The sequence below is a fragment of the Salinicola sp. JS01 genome, from assembly GCF_030284585.1.
In the GTDB taxonomy this organism is placed as follows: domain Bacteria; phylum Pseudomonadota; class Gammaproteobacteria; order Pseudomonadales; family Halomonadaceae; genus Salinicola.
On the sequence record NZ_CP127244.1, the window covers coordinates 2,108,937 to 2,126,087 of the forward strand.

Annotated in this window: 15 protein-coding genes; 5 read left to right on the forward strand and 10 right to left on the reverse strand. The window is 68.6% G+C overall.

All coding sequences use genetic code 11. From position 1 onward, the window contains the following. Window positions 1–32 precede the first annotated feature (32 nt). The 4 genes from araH to QO259_RS09595 form a co-directional block, all read right to left on the reverse strand. Window positions 33–1,034, reverse strand: a complete 1,002-nt coding sequence (gene araH, locus QO259_RS09580) for an L-arabinose ABC transporter permease AraH (protein WP_035471575.1) — start codon at window positions 1,032–1,034, stop codon at window positions 33–35. Window positions 1,035–1,097: 63 nt separating this feature from the next. Then, window positions 1,098–2,597, reverse strand: coding sequence for an L-arabinose ABC transporter ATP-binding protein AraG (gene araG, locus QO259_RS09585; RefSeq protein WP_285952620.1), 1,500 nt, complete (start codon window positions 2,595–2,597; stop codon window positions 1,098–1,100). Between the two features lie 110 nt (window positions 2,598–2,707). Then, window positions 2,708–3,697: an arabinose ABC transporter substrate-binding protein gene (locus QO259_RS09590; RefSeq protein ID WP_285952621.1), complete on the reverse strand. Its 990-nt coding sequence runs from the start codon at window positions 3,695–3,697 to the stop codon at window positions 2,708–2,710. Between the two features lie 309 nt (window positions 3,698–4,006). Beyond that, window positions 4,007–5,113, reverse strand: coding sequence for an aldose epimerase family protein (locus tag QO259_RS09595; protein ID WP_285952622.1), 1,107 nt, complete (start codon window positions 5,111–5,113; stop codon window positions 4,007–4,009). A gap of 131 nt (window positions 5,114–5,244) precedes the next feature. Here QO259_RS09595 and QO259_RS09600 point away from each other — a divergent pair, with 131 nt between their 5' ends. Then, window positions 5,245–6,219 carry a LysR substrate-binding domain-containing protein gene (locus QO259_RS09600; RefSeq protein WP_285952623.1) on the forward strand — a complete coding sequence of 325 codons (975 nt, stop codon included), beginning with the start codon at window positions 5,245–5,247 and terminating at the stop codon, window positions 6,217–6,219. Window positions 6,220–6,283: 64 nt separating this feature from the next. On the opposite strand, the gene QO259_RS09605 is transcribed toward QO259_RS09600, so the two are convergent. After that, window positions 6,284–7,651: an NAD(P)/FAD-dependent oxidoreductase gene (locus tag QO259_RS09605; RefSeq protein ID WP_285952624.1), complete on the reverse strand. Its 1,368-nt coding sequence runs from the start codon at window positions 7,649–7,651 to the stop codon at window positions 6,284–6,286. Between the two features lie 152 nt (window positions 7,652–7,803). Here QO259_RS09605 and QO259_RS09610 point away from each other — a divergent pair, with 152 nt between their 5' ends. After that, window positions 7,804–8,565, forward strand: a complete 762-nt coding sequence (locus QO259_RS09610) for a lipopolysaccharide kinase InaA family protein (RefSeq protein WP_285952625.1) — start codon at window positions 7,804–7,806, stop codon at window positions 8,563–8,565. A 10-nt stretch (window positions 8,566–8,575) separates the two neighbouring features. On the opposite strand, the gene QO259_RS09615 is transcribed toward QO259_RS09610, so the two are convergent. From QO259_RS09615 to hemA, 5 genes are all read right to left on the reverse strand, one after another. Further along, window positions 8,576–9,319 (reverse strand): HesA/MoeB/ThiF family protein, encoded by a 744-nt coding sequence (locus QO259_RS09615; RefSeq protein ID WP_285952626.1) that lies wholly within the window; start codon window positions 9,317–9,319, stop codon window positions 8,576–8,578. Window positions 9,320–9,358: 39 nt separating this feature from the next. After that, window positions 9,359–9,859, reverse strand: coding sequence for an Lrp/AsnC ligand binding domain-containing protein (locus QO259_RS09620; RefSeq protein WP_035471562.1), 501 nt, complete (start codon window positions 9,857–9,859; stop codon window positions 9,359–9,361). Window positions 9,860–10,312: 453 nt separating this feature from the next. Next, window positions 10,313–11,143 carry a peptide chain release factor N(5)-glutamine methyltransferase gene (gene prmC / locus QO259_RS09625; RefSeq protein ID WP_285952627.1) on the reverse strand — a complete coding sequence of 277 codons (831 nt, stop codon included), beginning with the start codon at window positions 11,141–11,143 and terminating at the stop codon, window positions 10,313–10,315. After that, a complete protein-coding gene (gene prfA, locus QO259_RS09630) occupies window positions 11,140–12,228 on the reverse strand; it encodes a peptide chain release factor 1 (protein WP_285952628.1) in 1,089 nt (362 codons plus the stop codon). The genes prmC and prfA overlap by 4 nt, the downstream gene beginning before the upstream one ends. 16 nt (window positions 12,229–12,244) lie before the next feature. Continuing rightward, the gene (hemA, locus tag QO259_RS09635; protein ID WP_207036017.1) at window positions 12,245–13,519 is read right to left on the reverse strand and encodes a glutamyl-tRNA reductase; all 1,275 of its coding nucleotides are present in this window, start codon (window positions 13,517–13,519) and stop codon (window positions 12,245–12,247) included. Window positions 13,520–13,826: 307 nt separating this feature from the next. Here hemA and QO259_RS09640 point away from each other — a divergent pair, with 307 nt between their 5' ends. The 3 genes from QO259_RS09640 to ispE are packed head-to-tail and all read left to right on the forward strand — an operon-like array spanning window position 13,827 to window position 17,117. Next, entirely contained in the window at window positions 13,827–15,590 is a 1,764-nt protein-coding gene (locus QO259_RS09640; protein ID WP_285952629.1) for a tetratricopeptide repeat protein, read from the forward strand. After that, window positions 15,565–16,257 (forward strand): lipoprotein insertase outer membrane protein LolB, encoded by a 693-nt coding sequence (gene lolB / locus QO259_RS09645; protein ID WP_285952630.1) that lies wholly within the window; start codon window positions 15,565–15,567, stop codon window positions 16,255–16,257. The genes QO259_RS09640 and lolB overlap by 26 nt, the downstream gene beginning before the upstream one ends. Then, entirely contained in the window at window positions 16,254–17,117 is an 864-nt protein-coding gene (gene ispE / locus QO259_RS09650) for a 4-(cytidine 5'-diphospho)-2-C-methyl-D-erythritol kinase (protein ID WP_285952631.1), read from the forward strand. Before lolB ends, ispE begins: the two co-directional genes overlap by 4 nt. Window positions 17,118–17,151 lie beyond the last annotated feature (34 nt).

A 17,151-nucleotide genomic window follows, 5' to 3' on the forward strand; every position in this document is an offset into this window, starting at 1 on the left:
GAGACCAAAGTCGTAGGCCAGATCGTCGCCGCTCAACCCGCCCGTCGCGCCTGTTTCCAGCGATCGAACATCACCGCCAGCAGCAGGATCGCGCCGCGTACCAGGTATTGATAGAAGGTCGGCACGTTGAGCAGCCCCATGGCGTTCTGCACGCAGCCCATGATCAATACCCCCACCAGCACCCCGGTGATCGAGGCGACCCCGCCGGAGAGCGAGACCCCGCCCAGCACGCAGGCGGAGATCACCGCCAGCTCCAGCCCCTGTGACGTATTGGGGTCGCCCAGACCCATGCGCGAGGTGAGCAGGACACCGGCGATACCCGCCACCAGCCCCTGCAGCGCGAACACGATGATCTTGAGCCGGCGCACGTTGACCCCGGCCAGCGCGGCAGCCTCAGCGTTGCCCCCGGTGGCCAGGGTGTTACGGCCGAAAGCGGTCAGATTGAGCACCACGCCGAACACCACGAAGCAGGCGATCATGGTCCACACCGGCAGGGTCAGGCCGAGGAAGGCGGCACTACCGAGATCGAAGAAACCGGGCACGGTGATCATCACCGCGTCGCCGCCGGAGGTGATGTAGGCCAGCCCGCGCACGAACTCCATCGCCGCCAGGGTGGCGATCAGCGAGTTGATGCCGAAGCGCGCCACCACGAAACCGTTGAAGGCGCCCACCGCGGCGCCGGCGGCAACCCCCACCAGCACCCCGACGACGACGCTGCCGGTATTGGAGGTGACCATCGCCGCCACCACGCCGGCGAAGGCGACGATCGAGGCGACCGACAGATCCACCTCACCCAGCGCCAACACCATCATCATGGTGGTGGCGATGGTGCCGATCAGGGTCACCGAAAGCAGCAGACCGACGATGTTGCGCCCGGTCAGGAAGTCCGGCACCAGCACCGAGAGGCCGATGAACAGCAGCACGAATACGGCAATCAGCCCCGAGGTATCGAGCAGGGTGCGCAGCGGCTTGGGCAGCCCGCGCCGGCCCACCGCGGCCGGGGCTGCCTGGGAGACGAGTTTGTCACTGGACATGCGGGGTCATCCTCTGGAACGGAAAAGGTCGATGGAGATCGTCAGCGCCGGCGGCTCGGCGCCTCACGCCGGCAGTGCCAGGCCGAGCAGGCGCTCGGGGGTGGCCTCCTCGCGCGCCACCACCTCGATCAGTTCGCCGTCGCGCATCACCCCGATGCGGTCACAGATCGAGCTCACCTCGGCGAGATCGCTGGAGATCACCAGCACGCTCTTGCCCTGCTCGGCAAGATCGTAGAGCAGCGCGTAGATATCGCGTCGGGCGCCGACGTCGATACCGCGGGTCGGCTCGTCCATCACGAACAGCTCGATCTGCTCGGCCAGCCAGCGCGCCAGGATCACCTTCTGCTGATTGCCACCGGAGAGATTGGCGATCGGCGTACGCGGCCCGGGCGTCTTGATCCGCAACTGGCGGATATAGTGATGCGCGTTCTCGGTCTCGCGGCCGACATGGCGAAACACGCCCCAGCGGCGGAAGAAACGCCGACAGCTGATATTGAGATTGTCGGCGACGCTGGCGACCGGAAAGATGCCCTGGGACTTGCGATCCTCGGGGCACATCGCGATGCCGGCGCGAATCGCCGCCCGGGCGCTGGCGAAACGCTGCGCCTCGCCGGCGAACACCACCTGCCCCGCCGAGGCGCGCTCGGCGCCGCAGACCAGGCGCATCAGTTCGCTACGTCCAGCGCCCACCAGTCCGAACAGACCCAGCACCTCGCCGCGGCGAATCTCCAGCGACACCGGCGCGCGCACCCCACGCCCCGCAAGCCCCTCCAGGCGCATCAGCACCTCGCCGTGCTGACGCGGGCGGTAGCCGTAGACATCCTCGATCTCGCGCCCAACCATCTCGCTGACCAGGGTGTCGTGGTCGAGCCCATCGAGGGTCGGGTGGGTCCGAATATGGCGCCCGTCACGAAACACCGTGACCGCGTCGCACATCTCGAACACCTCCTCCATGCGATGGGTGACATACAGCACCACCCGGCCCTCGTCGCGCAGCCGCGCCACGATGCGCTTGAGATGGCGTGTCTCCTGCACCGACAGCGAGCTGGTGGGCTCGTCGAAGGCGATGATGCGCGCATCGCGCAGCAGCGCGCGGCCGATCTCGATCATCTGCTGCTGGCCGATGGAGAGCTCGCGCACCTTGGTCGCGGGGTGAATGGCGCCCTCGCCCAGCTCCTCGAGAATGGCCAGCGCTCGCTTGCGCAGGGCGCGCCGGTCGACCATGCCGTAACGCACCGGCAGCTGGCCCAGCAGCAGGTTCTCGGCCACCGAGAGGTTGGGCGACAGCGTCAGTTCCTGGTAGATGATCGCCACCCCGCGAGCGAGCGCCTCGCGGGCGTTGGCGAACACGTGGCGCTCGCCGTCGATCCACAGGGCACCGTCGGTGACCCGGTTGACGCCGCTGAGCACCTTGAGCAGGGTCGACTTGCCCGCGCCGTTCTCGCCCATCAGCGCGTGCACTTCGCCACGGCGGGCCTCGAAGCTGACCGCATCGAGGGCCTTGACCCCGGGGAAGGTCACCGTGACGCCCTCGACGCGCAGATAGGCTGGGGAATTCGCCATCTCGACTCTCCTGGACGCGGCCGTCGACCGCGGGGGTGAACACTGAAGACAGTGCAGGGATCGCTCACAGCGGCCGTGGCGGCGCCCGCGGGCACCGCCACGTCACGCGCTCAGAGTCCCAGGTCGGCGCGCACCTGCTGCCAGTTGTCGCGGGTCATCAGCGTGCCGGTGGTTTCGGTATTGGCCGGGGGTTTCTTGTCCTGGGTGATCCAGGTGTAGAGATTGTCGGCGCTCTGACGTCCATGCATGGTCGAACTCACCGCCACGGTGCCGTAGAAGCCGGTCGGCTTCTGGCGCGAGAATTCGGCGAAGGCGGCGCCCGAGCCGTTGATGCCCACGCCGATCACCTGCTCCGGAGAGAGGCCGTACTGTTCACTGGCGCGCACGCCGCCGAGCACGCTCTCCTCGTTGAGGGCGTAGATCACCCAGTGCTCGAAGCGCCCGTTCTTGGAAAACACCGGCGAGGCGGCAGCGAAGGCGCTGCTGGTATCGGTGTTCTGCTGCGGCGCATCGAAGATGTTCTGCTCGACGAAGCCGGCATCGAGCAGCGCGTCGGTGGCACCGTCGGTGCGCGCCTTGGCGGTGGGCAGCTCATTGTTGCTGATACGCAGCGCCGCTACCTCCTGCGGGTCCCAGCCGCGCCGCTTCATCTCGGCGGCGATCGCCTCGCCCACCTGGCGCCCGATCTTGTAGCCCGACATGCCCAGGTGCGGCACATCCGCCATCGGCTTGCCGTCGGCGCCCAGGAACTGGTCGTCGACGGTCACCACCTTCATGCCGTACTGTTTGGCACGGTTGACGATCGCCGGCCCCAGGCGCACATCCGGCGGGCAGATCACGAATCCCTGCGCACCCTGGGAGTTGAGATTGTCGATCGCGCTCAGCACCTGCTGGCCATCCTCGCCGGCCAGCCGCACCACCTCGAAGCCCTTCTCCTGGCCAAGCTTGGTCGCCGCATCCTGCTCGTTGATGAACCACGCCTGCTCCGGCTTCTTGACGATGAAACCGATCTTGACCTCGTCCTGCGCCAGCGCAGGCGTGAAACACAGGCTCAGGCTGACGCCCAGCGCCAGCAGCAACGGTATGACCTTGCGATTCATGCGACTCTCTCCCTGCCCTCGTGGGCGCGTGGTTGTCATTCTTGGCGCGCCGGGAGCCGGCGCCGTACGCGCTCGACGATAAGCGCTGCCGCAATAACCAACTAATAACGAGGAGCGCGATTTGCGATACGCAAATGAATATCCAGCGGGAGAGACACGAGACGCGGCGCGGGGCCGCCGTCTGCAATGGGCCGATGGCGCCAGACTAAAGTCTTCCGCGACTTTCGTTCACGGTGTCAACTAACTCCTGACAGCGCCACCAGGCGCGGATCGCTGCGGGTAGACGAACGAACCGTCGCGTCAACAACCTCAGGCGGAAGCGGCAAGGCAGGAGAAGCGATAGCGAGTGCGCGAACGGTAGACCTCACCCGGCTGCAGGACCGTATCGGGGAAGTCGGGCCGATGCGGCGAGTCGGGAAAGTGCTGGGTTTCCAGCGCCAGCCCGGCGTGCTGCCGGTAGGGCTGGCCGGCCTTGCCTGTCAGCGTGCCATCGAGCGCGTTGCCAGCGTAGAACTGAAGCCCCGGTTCGCTGGTGGCGACCTCGAGCACCCGGCCGCTCTCGGGCTCGGTCACCCGCGCAGCGAACCTGAGCCCCGACTCGTCGGCGTCAACGCCATCGAGCACGAAATTGTGGTCATAGCCGCCGGCCCGGACGAGCTGCGGATGGCGCTGGCGCGAGCGCGCGCCGATCGCCATCGGCGAGGTGAAATCAAACGGCGTACCCGCCACCGGCGCGATCTCGCCGCTGGGAATCAGCTGCTCGTCGACCGGGGTAAAGGCGCTGGCCGCCAGCATCAGGCGGTGGTCGAGCACATCGCCATTGCCCTCGCCGCGCAGGTTGAAGTAGCTGTGCTGAGTCAGATTGACCGGGGTCGCCCGGGTGGTCTCGGCGTGGTAGGCGATCTCGAGGCTGTCGTCATCGCCCAGCAGATAGCTGACCCGCACGCTCAGTCGCCCCGGATAGCCCGCTTCGCCATCGTCACTGACACGGCTCAGTACCAGGCCACTGCCGCGGTCTTCGGTGAAGGTCTCGGCCTGCCACAGGCAACGATCGAAGCCGGGGTCGCCACCGTGCAGCGAGTTGCCGCCATCGTTGCTGGCCAGCCGGTAGCGCTGGCCCGCCAGGCTGAATTCGGCGCCACCGATACGATTGGCGTAACGTCCGATCAGGGCACCAAAGTAGGGGTTGGCCTGACGGTAGGCCGGCGAGAGATAATCGGCCAGCGAATCGAAGCCGAGCACGATATCGTCGAGCCGCCCATCACGATCCGGTGTCTTCAGCGAGAGGATGATGCCGCCGTAGTCGATCACCCGCAGCTCGATGCCGCTTTCGTTGGTGATCCGATAGCAGCTGACCGGGCGTCCATCGGGCAGGGTGCCGAAAGCGCTGCGCTGGATGTTGGCAGGCAAGGACATGGGGGCTGAAACTCCTGTGGCAGAGGCAGTCCGCGGCGACCGGGGCCGCTGACGGGTTGTCGCGCCGATTGAGCCTGTGCCGGGCGGCGATCGCTATCGGTAAAACGTCGAATGGAGGCATCACCCAGCGCATGAAATCCCGACCCGAGGCCCCGTTGCCCGCCGACTGGTTCCTGAAAGCCCGGCTCAAGTTCCGCCATCTGCAGCTGTTCGTGACGCTCGACGAGTGCCGCAACCTGCATCGCGCGGCGGCACAGCTGGGCATGAGCCAACCCGCCGCCTCCAAGCTGCTGAGCGATATCGAAGGGCAGCTCGGGGTCAGCCTGTTCGAGCGCCACGCCCGCGGCGTGACGCCCAACTGGTACGGTGAGATCCTGATCCGCCACGCTCGCAGCATGTTCACCTCGCTGGCCCAGGCCGGCGACGAGCTCAATGCCTTCAGCGCTGGCAACGCCGGTACGGTTTCGGTGGGCACGGTGCTGGCGCCGGCGGTCACCCTGCTCGCCAGCGCGGTCGAGCGCGTCCATCGCGACAGCCCGCATTTGCAGGTCAACATCGATGTCGATGTCAGCCACAATCTGGTGCCCCGATTGCGCGACGGCGAGTTCGATTTCGCCATCGCGCGCATTCCCAGCGCCCTGCCCGCGGGCGACTTCGTCTTCGAGGAGATCGGCGAGGAGGCGCTATGCTTCATCTGCCGCCACGACCATCCGCTGGCGCGCGTCGAGGCGCCGGCCCTGAGCGCCATGCGCGACTATCCCTGGGTGCTGCAGCCGACCGGTTCACTCATGCGTCAGCGGGTGGAGCACCTGTTTCTGCACTTCGGTGTCGCGCCCCCCGAACGCATCATCAACACCCCGGACATCTACATGGCGCTGGCGATGGTCGACAAGTCGGAGGCGATCACGGTGACGACCCAGGAGGTCGCCGAGCTGCTCTGCGCCCAGCCGCGCTTCGCCACGCTACCCTCGCCCGAGGCGCTGAGCGTCCAGCCCTACGGCCTGATCAGCCTGCGCGAGCGCCGTCTCTCGCCGGGAGCAGCAAGGCTGATGCACGTGCTGCACCTGATGATCCGCGACTACCGCGCCGACCCGAGCAAGCGCTGACAAGCCCCGCACGCACTAGTCGAGGCCAGCCGAGTGCCGTCCGCGGCCACCCGGAGGGAGCCTCTCAGAGACGGTCGCGCAGTCGATAGAAGGTCGTCGCCAGCGCCAGCAGCGGCACCCGCCAGCGCTCGCCGCCGGGGAAGTGGCGATGGCGGATGGCGGCGAAGTCGTCGAAACGCTCGAACTGCCCGCCGATCGCTTCGGCCAGGATCTGCCCGGCGAGGCCGGCCAGGGCCATGCCGTGGCCCGAGTATCCCTGGGCGTAGTAGAGGTTGCGGCCGATCCGCCCCAGATCCGGGGCACGGTTCAGGGTGATGCCGACGTCCCCGCCCCAGCGATAGTCGATACCCACGCCGCGCAGCGCCGGAAACAGCGCCTGCATCTTGTCACGCATGCGTCGATCGAGCCCGCGCGGCTCGCGCCCGGTGTAGCTCACCTCGCCGCCGTAGAGCAGCCGGCGGTCGGCGGAGAGGCGGTAGTAGTCGAGCACGAAGTTGGCATCCGAGACCGCGGCATCGCTGGGCAGCAGGCTCGCCGCCCGGGTCTCCCCCAGCGGCTCGGTGGCGATGATGTAGTTGGCCACGCGCATGACGCGCCCGGTCAGTGCCGGTACCAGGTTGCCCAGATACGCATTGCCGGCGACCACCACGGCATCGCACCGCACCTCGCCGGCCGCGGTGGTGACCCGCGGCCGGTCGCCCTGGATCACATCGAGGGCACGGCTGTCGGGGTGCAGCTCGGCGCCGGCGCGCTGAGCGGCACGGGCCAGACCCAGGGTGTAGTTGAGCGGGTGGAGGTGGCCGCCACCGGCATCGTAGAGCCCGCCCAGATAGCGCGGGGTGCGCACGTGGGCGGCCAGGGCCTCGCGGTCGAGCCACTGCTCGCCGTGGTAGTCGAAGGTCCGCGCCATATAGTCGGCGTGCTCGCGCATCGCCTTCAGGTGGCGCGGCTTGACCGCCGCATGCACGTAACCCCAGCGCAGATCGCAGGGGATGGCATGCGTCTCGATCAGCGTCTGGGTCAGGCGCACCGCTTCGCAGCTCATCGCCCACAGCCGCCGCGCCGCGTCACGCCCCACCGCCTTGTCGATCACCGGCATCTCGGTGCCGAAGCCGGGCAGGATCTGGCCGCCGCTGCGCCCCGAGGCGCCGTGACCGATCTCCCCCGCCTCGAGCAGCACTACCCGGTAGCCACGCTCGGCCAGATGCAGCGCCGCCGAGCAGCCGGTGACACCGCCGCCGATCACGCAGACATCCGCCTTGACCTCGCCTCGAAGCGGCGCGGCGGGGGCGAGATCGACCTGGCGACTCGCCCGGTAGTAGGAAAGCGGCGCCTGGGCCGTGGTCTGGGCTGTCATCGGGGCATCGAACTCCGCCAGTGGGAAGGAAAGCGCCGCATCGCGGACCGCGCAGGCATCTGTACGGTCTCGCATCGACGACTCGCGTATCGGCATCGAGAGGCGCGAAAGATTAAGCGCCGCTTAAACGAAATGTTAAGATCGGATGAGATCGCGAGGCGTACGGTACCGTCGTCGCGCCATCGACGATACCACGCCCCGCCCTGGCCACAAGTTCGAGAATGCCCGTGAAACGCTTCCTCTCCGCCGACGCCCGCCCCTACTTCGCCGCCAACGAACTCGAAGACTTCGATGCCCTGTGGTCGCTCTCGCTGACGCCGGTGGACGCGCCCAATCTGGAACGTGGCGGCCACTCGGAGGTGTGCCGCATGACCCTGGAGGCCCCCGGCCTGCCGCCGAGGGACTTCTTCCTCAAGCGCCAGACCAATCATCTCGGGCGCAGCCTGAGCCGCCCCTGGGGCGAGCCCACCTTCGCCCGCGAGGCGCGCAACATCGCGGCGTTTCACCGTCTCGGTATTCCCGCGCTGGAGAGCGCCTACTTCGAGGAGCGGCGTCGCGACGGACGCTGGCAGGCGATTCTGGTGACCCCGGCGCTGAGCGGCTACACCGACATGATCGAGCATCACGCCCACTGGGAGACGCTCGAGGCGGCGACCAGCGACGCCATCGTCGACACCTGCGCCGACCTGCTCGCCACCCTGCACGGCCGCCGCTGGCGCCACGGCAGCCTGTATGCCAAGCACGTCTTCCTGCGCCCGGCAGCAGACGCGCCCACCGGCTTCGAGGCCCGCTTCATCGACCTGGAAAAGTCACGCCCGCTGCTCAACGCCGGCCGCGAAAAGCGCCGCGATCTCGAGGTCTTCGCCCGCCGTCTACCGCAGTGGCGCAGCGCCACCTGGCGCCGCTTCCTCGGCCGCTATCTCCAGCGCCCGGCCGAGAGTGCCGAGGTCGAGCGCTGGCTCGGCGCGCTGACCCTGCCCAATCGCTGAGGCAGCCCTCTCAGCGCGGCGCGCAGACCGGGCAGGCCGGGTCCCGCGGCAGCGCGAAGTGGCGCCACTCTCCGCTGAGCGCATCGAAGGTGGAGAGCCCGCGGTGCGCTCGGCCGGCACCGCTCAGCCACTTGAGCGCCTCCAGCGCCTGAAAGCTGCCGATGACCCCGACCAGCGGCGCGATGACCCCACTCTCGGCGCAGCTCAGCGCCTCGTCATCGCCCTGCTCGCCGTAGAGGCAGGCGTAGCAGGGGCTGTCGTCGGCGTGGTCGAACACTGCCAGTTGGCCCGAGAAGCGGATCGCGGCACCGCTGATCAGCGGGGTACGGCTCGCCACGCAGGCGCGGTTGATGGCGAAGCGGCTGCTGAAGCGGTCGGTGCAGTCGAGCACCAGGTCGGCCTCGGTGACCGCGGCGAGCAGCGCCTCGCCGCTCAAGCGCGTGGTCAGCGGCTGCGCCTGGCAGTCCGGATTGAGCGCGCGCGCCGCGGCGCACGCCGAGCGGGCCTTGGATTCGCCCAGACTAGCCTGGGTATGCGCAATCTGACGCTGCAGGTTGGAAAGTTCGACGTGGTCGTCATCGGCGATGCTCAACCGCCCCACCCCGGCACTGGCCAGGTAAAGCGCCGCCGGTGAACCCAGCCCACCGGCCCCCACGATCAGCACATGGGCATCGAGCAGACGCTGCTGCCCCTCGATGTCGATCTCGTCGAGCATGATATGGCGGCTGTAACGCAGCAGTGCTTCATCGTTCATCGTTCATCCCCTGGCGCCCGTGCCGCGCCGGCGGACGGGCTACTTCTCTTCCAGCCGGTCGAGGTCGGGGATCGGCAGTGCCAGCTCCTCCTTGACCTCTTCCATGACCACGTAGCTCTTGGATTCTTTCACGCCGGGCAGGGTCAGCACCACATCGCCCAGCAGCTGGCGGTAGGCCGACATCTCGGGAATGCGGCACTTGAGAATGTAGTCGAACTGCCCGGAGACGAGATGACACTCCTGGATCTGCGGCAGCTTGGCCACCGCGCGACGAAATTCGTCGAATACCGCGGGCGACTGCGTGGTCAGGCTGATCTCGACGAACACCAGCAGGTTGGCGCGCAGAGCCGCGGGGTCGAGCACCGCCTTGTAGCCGCGGATGATGCCCGCCTTCTCCAGCCGTTTGACCCGCTCCAGGCAGGGCGTGGTGGAGAGCCCCACCTGAGCCGCCAAGTCGACGTAGGAGATGCGCGCATTCTCCTGCAGGCAGCGCAGAATATTGAGATCGATCCGGTCCAGCGATCGTGATTTGGCTTTCATTGCTGTCGTTATTCCAAGCCGGTGAAAGATAAGCGTGACGAGCCCCCACCCACCGCGAGCGGCAACGGCCGGCAGGCGCTCGGGAAGCGCTGAATCAATCGCCGAACGAGATCAAGGGCAACGCGCACGCAACGCAGAAGGCGAGACATAACATGGGTTTAGGCGAGCCTTCGAGTACTGCGCAACGTAGCCATTCGCTGGGGACGCCGAGTCCGTGCAGGCATTGATGCAGCGCTTCCCCACGGGTAAGGGGGGATCATTACTAACACGATGTCACGTCGGACCTCTAGGCACGCGCCACAATTGAGAAAACGCTGTATCAGCAGCGCTCGGAGATACGGATCATCGTCAGAGGATGGGGAAGTGAGGAGCGAAAGTGAGCGACCCAAGCGAGCGCTCGAGGTGAAAGAGCGGGCCTGTGAGACGCGAAAGCGTTCGGCGCATCGCCCGAATTCAGCCCCAGCGGCCGCCGCTGACGCGCTCGTGCCCGCCCAGGTCGCTGAGCGACGCGATCTGGCCATAGCCCGCGTCGCCGAGCAGCGCACGCACCGCACCGGCCTGGGTATGGCCGTGCTCCAGCCAGAGCCAGCCGCCGGGCTCGAGAAAGGCCGGCGCACTCGCCACCAGCGCGCGCAGATCGGCCAGCCCCGCGTCCGCGGCGACCAGCGCCCGGCGCGGTTCGAAGCGCACGTCGTCGCGGCCTAGATGGGGGTCATCGGCATCGATATAGGGCGGATTGGCAACGATGATTGCGAAGCGCTCCCCGGCCAGCGCGCCGAACCAGTCGCTCTGGACGAAACGCGCATTGGTCAGCCCCAGGCGCGCGCCGTTGGCGCTGGCCAGCGCCACCGCCTGGGGCTCGACGTCGGCCCCCAGCACGTGCCAGTCGGGGCGCTCGCTGGCAAAGGCGAGCGCCACCGCGCCGGTGCCGGTGCCGAGATCGAGCAGCGTGCCCTGGGCCGTCGTCGCCACCGCCAGCGCCGCCTCGACCAGGCGCTCGGTATCCGGCCGCGGGATCAGTGTGACCGGCGAGGTATCCAGCTCGAGCCCCCAGAATTCGCGCCGTCCGGTCAGATAGGCGACCGGCCAGCCCGCCACGCGGCGTTCGATCAGCGCCTCGAAGCGCGCCGCACTCTCGGCCGGCAGCTCGCGGTCGCCCCAGGTGTAGAGCCAGGTGCGATCCACCCCATGGGCGTGCATCAGCAGCACCTCGGCATCCAGCCGCGCGCTGGGCGAGGCGCTCAGGCGCCGGGCCGCGTGACGCAGCGCCTCGTCGGCGGTCACGCCTCGCCCTGCAGTGCCGCCAGCTGGTCGGCCTGATACTCGTTGACCAGCGGCTGCACCACCTCGTCGAGATCGCCGGCCATCACCTCACCCAGCTTGTAGAGCGTCAGGTTGATGCGGTGGTCGGTGAGCCGGCCCTGGGGGAAATTGTAAGTGCGGATACGCTCGCTGCGATCCCCCGAGCCCACCAGCGAGCGCCGGGTGTCGGCCTGCTGCTGGCGCTGGAAATCGACCGCCGCCTGCTTGAGCCGCGCCGCCAGCAGCGACATCGCCTTGGCCCGGTTCTTGTGCTGGCTGCGCTCCTCCTGGCACTCCACCACCAGCCCCGTGGGCAGGTGGGTGATGCGGATCGCCGAGTCGGTGGTGTTGACGTGCTGGCCGCCGGCACCGCTGGAGCGGAAGGTGTCCACGCGCAGGTCGTTGGCGTTGATATCGACGTCGCCGACCGCGTCGGCCTCCGGCATCACCGCCACGGTGCAGGCGGAGGTGTGGATACGCCCCTGGGACTCGGTCGCCGGCACCCGCTGCACGCGGTGCGCACCGGACTCGAACTTGAGCACGGCGTAGACGCTGTCGCCCTTGACCCGGGCGATCAGCTCCTTGTAACCGCCCTGCTCGCCGTGGCTGGCGCTGACCACCTCGATACGCCAGCCGCGGCGCTCGGCGTAGCGCGAGTACATGCGGAACAGATCGCCGGCGAACAGCGCCGCCTCGTCGCCACCGGTGCCGGCACGGATTTCGAGGAAGACATCGCTGCCGTCATCCGGGTCCTTGGGCACCAGCAGACGCTTGAGGGTCTCTTCCTGAGCGGCAAGGCTGGCACGCGCGGCATGCCACTCCTCCTCGGCCAGTTCGCGCATCTCGGGGTCGCTGTCCTTGAGCATCTGCTCCGCCGCCTCGAGGTCGCCCTCGGTGCGACAGTAGTCACGCCAGGCCTCGACCAGCGGCTCGAGCTCAGCGTACTCGCGGGAGTAATCGCGAAAACGCGGCTGGTCGGCGATCACCTCCGGCTCGGAGAGCAGCGCGGAGAGTTCCTCAAAACGGTCACGGAAGGCGTCCAGTCGTTCGCGCAGAGACGCTTTCATGCCCATCCCTGTCTTTTCATACTGAATCCTGTGTCGTGGCGGGGGCGCCGATCAGCAAGCTGTCGGCGGCCTGAATGATATCCTGGCGGGACTGCCCGGAGGCTTCACGCAGACGCAGCGTGGGGCCGTGCATCAGCTTGTTGGCGAGCTGATGCGAAAGACGCTTGATCACCGCTTCCGGGTCCTCGCCGCGGGCCAGCTGGGCCAGCGCCTCGCGCTCGGCATCCTCGCGCAGCGATTCGCCGTGCTGGCGGTAGCGCCGGATCAGATCGCCGGCACCGCGCACCCGACGCTCGTGCAGCCACTGCTCCACGCCGTGCTCGATCAGCGCCTCGGCCTGACGCGCCGCCACCTCGCGGTGGCGCCGGTTCTCGGCGATCACCTGCTGCAGGTCGTCGACGCTGTAGAGGAAGACATCGGCGAGATCGCCCACTTCCGGCTCGATATCCCGGGGCACCGCGATGTCGACCATGAACATGGGGCGATGGCGGCGCACCTTGAGCGCGCGCTCGACCATGCCCTTGCCCAGGATCGGCAGCTCGCTGGCGGTGGAGGCGATGACGATGTCGGCCTGCTCCAGCGCCTGGGGAATGTCGCTCAATTCGATCGCCCGCGCGCCGCAGGTCTCGGCCAGCGCCTGCGCCCGCGGTAGGGTGCGGTTGGCTACGGTCAGCCCCATGATCCCCGCCTCGCGCAGGTGCCGGGCGACCAGCTCGATGGTTTCACCGGCGCCGATCAGCAGCGCCCGGGCGCGGCCGAAGTCATCGAAGATGCGGCTCGCCAGGCTGACCGCGGCGTAGGCCACCGATACCGGGTTCTCACCGATCGAGGTCTCGGTGCGCACCTGCTTGGCGATCGAGAAGGTCTGCTGGAACAGCCGCTCCAGTTCGCTGCCGAGACCGGCGTGCTGACGCGCGATCTGATAGGCATCCTTGAGCTGACCGAGAATCTGGGGCTCGCCCAGCACCATCGAATCGAGACCCGCGGCGACCCGCATCAGATGACGCGCAGCCTCGCGCTCGTGATAGTGGTAGGCGCAGCTCAACAGATCCTTGGCCGGCATGCCGTGGAAGTCACCGAGCCACTCCACCAGCTGACGCTCGCCGTCGTCCACGGTGATGCAGTAGAGCTCGGTACGGTTGCAGGTCGACAGCACCGCCGCTTCGCGCACGTCAGGCAGCGCCCGCAGCTGCGTCAGCGCGGATTCGAGCTGCGCCGGCGAAAAGGCCACGCGCTCGCGCACGTCGACCGCGGCGGTCTTGTGATTGATACCCAGAGCTAGCAGCGTCATGAAATCACGGTCAAAAATCTTGCAAGGGTCGAGGCGCCATCGCCAACTGTCGTCGCCGGCCAGCGGGCGGGTGAGCGGATGCGGCGATGTCAGGTCGCGGCCCGCGCGCTTGCCACAGGTCGGCATGTCTTGCCCGCGGCCGTCGACGGCTGCGCCATTTTAGCACAGCCTAACGACACTTAGCAGGCAACCCGTCTGCGCTCCCCTGCGTCATTGCCGCACGCCCCCCGGGCCCGGGCGATGCGTCGAGATTGACCCGCGACCGCCAGCCGTTATGCTGAGTCGATCGACTGATCCCGAGGACGGCATGCCCACACGTCTGTTATACGCCGCCGGCTGCGCGGCTCTGCTGGCCGGCTGTCAGAGCATGTCGGCCGACACCGCTGCCCCCACTGCCGACCCCATGGCCTCGGCGCCGCCGATCACCCGCGGTTTCGACGCCGCAGGTCTGTCGCAGGTGCTGCTGTCGGAGATGGCCGGGCAGCGCGGCGACTTTCACCGCGCGGCCACCGGCTACCTGGCCGCGGCCGAACGCTATCGCAGTGCGGCGCTAGCCGAACGCGCCACCCTCGCCGCACGCTATACCGACGACACCGGGCTGCTCGCCACCACGGCCTCGCGCTGGCAGCAGTACGCCCCCGACGACAGCGCCCCGGAAGAGCTGCTGTCGGGCATCGCCATCGATCGCGGCGACTGGCCTGGCGCGTTGAGCCACCGCCTCGAGCTGGCCCGCGACGGGCAGCAGGCGCGTCTGCTCGAACTGGTCGAGCTGGCGATCGAGGCGCGCACCCCGCTGTCACCGCTGCGCGACCAGTTGCGGGCATTTCTCGCCACGCATCCGACCCAGCTCGATGCCCAGCTGGCCATGGCACGGCTGGAAGCGGCCGGCGGCGAGGCCGATGCGGCCCAGCAACGTCTGGCCCGGCTGACCCGCACCCACGCCGCCGAGCCACAGCTATGGCTGACCCGTGCCCAGATCGCCATCGAGGCCGGTGACAATGCCCAGGCCGCAGCGCTGGCCCGACGCGGCCAGGCCCTGGCCCCGGACGACTCCCGCTTCGTACTGGCCCTGGCCCAGGCCGAGATCGCCGCCGGCGATCTCGACGCCGCGGAGACCCAGGTGAACCGGCTGCTGGCCGAGCACGACAACACCCCCAGCCTGCGCCTGGGGCTGGCCCAGCTCTATCTCGAGGCCGGCGCCCTCGACCCGGCGAAACGCCTGCTGCTACCGCTGCTCGACCGCGACGCCACGCCGCCGACCGCCTATCTGCTGCTGGGTACCATCGCCGAATCCCAGGACGAGCCCGACAATGCCCTGCTCTACTACCGCCAGGTAGCGCCGGGGCCGGGCTTCGCCGAATCCCGGGCGTTGGCGATTCAGATGCTGGTCGCAGCCGGACGTTTCGACGACGCCGAGAACTTCGTGCGCATCGAGAGCCTGCGTCACCCGCGTCAGCGCGCGCTGTTGACCCAGATCGGCGTACAGGCGCTGGACGCCGCCGATGACAGCGCGCGCGCCGACGCCCTGCTCGCCGACAGCCTCGCGCGCGACCCCGACAACAGTGATCTGCTCTACAGCCGGGCGATGCGCGACTACGCCCAGGGTGATGTCGACGCCATGATTGCCACCCTGCGCGATATCATCGCCCGCGAACCGGACAACGCCGCCGCGCTCAATGCCCTCGGCTACACGCTCACCACCGACAGCGACCGCTACGACGAGGCCTTGGGTCTGATCCAGCGCGCGCACCAGTTGGAACCGCAGAATCCGGCGATCCTCGATAGCCTCGGCTGGGTCTACTTCAAGCGCGGCGACAGCGACAAGGCGCTGGGCTATCTGCGCCGCGCCTATGCCGGCCAGCCCGACCAGGAGGTCGCCGCGCACCTGGCCGAGGTACTCGCCGCCAAGGGCCTCGACGACGAGGCCAGAGCGCTCGTCGCCCGCGCCCTGGCCGCCAGCGACGAGCATCCGGATATCGACGCGCTGCTGAGCCGCTATCCCCGCTTGACCCCTTCACCCGCTTCGGATTCGACAGGACGTCCCGATGACACCAGCGTACCCAACCCCTGACCGGGCCAGCACGTCGCGTGCGGCCCCGTCATCTCTCTCGGCATTGGCATCGCGCCACTGGCGCCTACTGGGCGCCGCCGCCCTGAGCCTGTGGCTGGCGGGCTGCGCCGGCCAGACCACCGCCCCCAGCGCGCCGCGCCAGGCCGACGACTGGCAGCGCCAGCAGAGTCGGCTCGAAGCGCTCGATACCTGGACCGTGGCGGGCAAGGTAGGCTTGCGCACCCCGCGTGACAGCACCAGCGCCAACCTCGACTGGACCCAGACGCCGCAGCACTACCGTATGCTCATCAGCGGCCCCTTCGGCACCGGACGCAGCGTCCTCGAAGGGCGCGCCGGCGCGGTCGAGCTGACCACCGGCGACGGCACCTTCCAGGCCAGTTCGCCGGAGGCGCTGATGCAGCAGCAGCTCGGCTGGTCGCTGCCGATCTCGGCGCTCGACTACTGGGTGCGCGGCCTGCCGGCCCCGGGTGCGGCGCACGACGAGACGCGTGACGACCTGGGCTTCCCGGCGCAGCTGCGCCAGGCCGGCTGGACCATCGCCTACCGCGACTGGACCTACGCCGGCGGCCTGTGGCTGCCGCGGCGCCTGGTCATGACCTATGACGACATTCGCGCCCTGCTGGTGGTCAACGAGTGGCAGCCGGGGCAGGCGGACACCACGCCATGACGTCCTGGGTTCTGCCGGCCCCGGCCAAGCTCAACCTGCTGCTACGCATCACCGGGCGCCGCACCGACGGCTATCACGAGCTGCAGACGCTGTTCCAACTGCTCGACCATGGCGACACCCTCAGTTTCACCCCGCGTGACGACGGCGCCGTCACCTTGAGCCCGGCGCTCGATGGGGTCAGCGCGGAGGAGAATCTGATCGTACGCGCGGCGCGCCTGCTGCAGCAGGAGACCGGCTGCCGTGCCGGGGTCGATATCGTGCTCGACAAGCGCCTGCCGATGGGTGGCGGTCTGGGTGGTGGCAGCTCCGACGCCGCAACCACCCTGGTCGCGCTGGACCGGCTGTGGCAGCTCGACCTGGGGCGCGAACGGCTCGCCGCGCTGGGCCTCGGCCTGGGTGCCGACGTGCCGGTATTCGTGCGCGGCGACAGCGCCTGGGCCGAGGGCGTGGGCGAGCGCCTGATCCCGGTGGCGCTGGCCGAGCGCTGGTTCGTGGTGGTTCACCCGGGGGTCGCGGTCTCCACCGCGGCGGTGTTTGGGCATCCCGGTTTGACACGTGACAGCACCGCCATTAGTATGCGCCTCGCACTCGACGGGGCCACCCCCGAGACGGTGTGGCGCAACGACTGCGAAAGCGTCGTCCGCGCGCTCTATCCCGAGGTCGACCGCGCCCTCGCCTGGCTCTCGAGCTACGGTGACGCGCTCCTCACCGGGACCGGCGCCTGCGTCTTCTGCCCTGTCGCGGACGAAGCCTCGGCCGATGCGGTCATCGCCGATGCGCCCGACGGGTGGCAGATCTTCAAGGCACGCGGCGTGGCTCGCTCCCCGCTGCATCGCGCTCTGGAGATCATGTCGGCCTGACGACGAAAGTCACGCGCCGCAGTGCAGGGTTGTC

What these genes read in the sequence shown, in the direction of transcription:
- araH (WP_035471575.1), bottom strand. Translation starts at nt 1,034, where the DNA reads ATGTCCAGTGACAAACTCGTCTCCCAGGCAGCCCCGGCCGCGGTGGGC.
- araG (WP_285952620.1), bottom strand. Translation starts at nt 2,597, where the DNA reads ATGGCGAATTCCCCAGCCTATCTGCGCGTCGAGGGCGTCACGGTGACC.
- QO259_RS09590 (WP_285952621.1), bottom strand. Translation starts at nt 3,697, where the DNA reads ATGAATCGCAAGGTCATACCGTTGCTGCTGGCGCTGGGCGTCAGCCTG.
- QO259_RS09595 (WP_285952622.1), bottom strand. Translation starts at nt 5,113, where the DNA reads ATGTCCTTGCCTGCCAACATCCAGCGCAGCGCTTTCGGCACCCTGCCC.
- QO259_RS09600 (WP_285952623.1), top strand. Translation starts at nt 5,245, where the DNA reads ATGAAATCCCGACCCGAGGCCCCGTTGCCCGCCGACTGGTTCCTGAAA.
- QO259_RS09605 (WP_285952624.1), bottom strand. Translation starts at nt 7,651, where the DNA reads ATGCGAGACCGTACAGATGCCTGCGCGGTCCGCGATGCGGCGCTTTCC.
- QO259_RS09615 (WP_285952626.1), bottom strand. Translation starts at nt 9,319, where the DNA reads ATGAACGATGAAGCACTGCTGCGTTACAGCCGCCATATCATGCTCGAC.
- QO259_RS09620 (WP_035471562.1), bottom strand. Translation starts at nt 9,859, where the DNA reads ATGAAAGCCAAATCACGATCGCTGGACCGGATCGATCTCAATATTCTG.
- prfA (WP_285952628.1), bottom strand. Translation starts at nt 12,228, where the DNA reads ATGAAAGCGTCTCTGCGCGAACGACTGGACGCCTTCCGTGACCGTTTT.
- hemA (WP_207036017.1), bottom strand. Translation starts at nt 13,519, where the DNA reads ATGACGCTGCTAGCTCTGGGTATCAATCACAAGACCGCCGCGGTCGAC.
- QO259_RS09640 (WP_285952629.1), top strand. Translation starts at nt 13,827, where the DNA reads ATGCCCACACGTCTGTTATACGCCGCCGGCTGCGCGGCTCTGCTGGCC.
- lolB (WP_285952630.1), top strand. Translation starts at nt 15,565, where the DNA reads ATGACACCAGCGTACCCAACCCCTGACCGGGCCAGCACGTCGCGTGCG.
- ispE (WP_285952631.1), top strand. Translation starts at nt 16,254, where the DNA reads ATGACGTCCTGGGTTCTGCCGGCCCCGGCCAAGCTCAACCTGCTGCTA.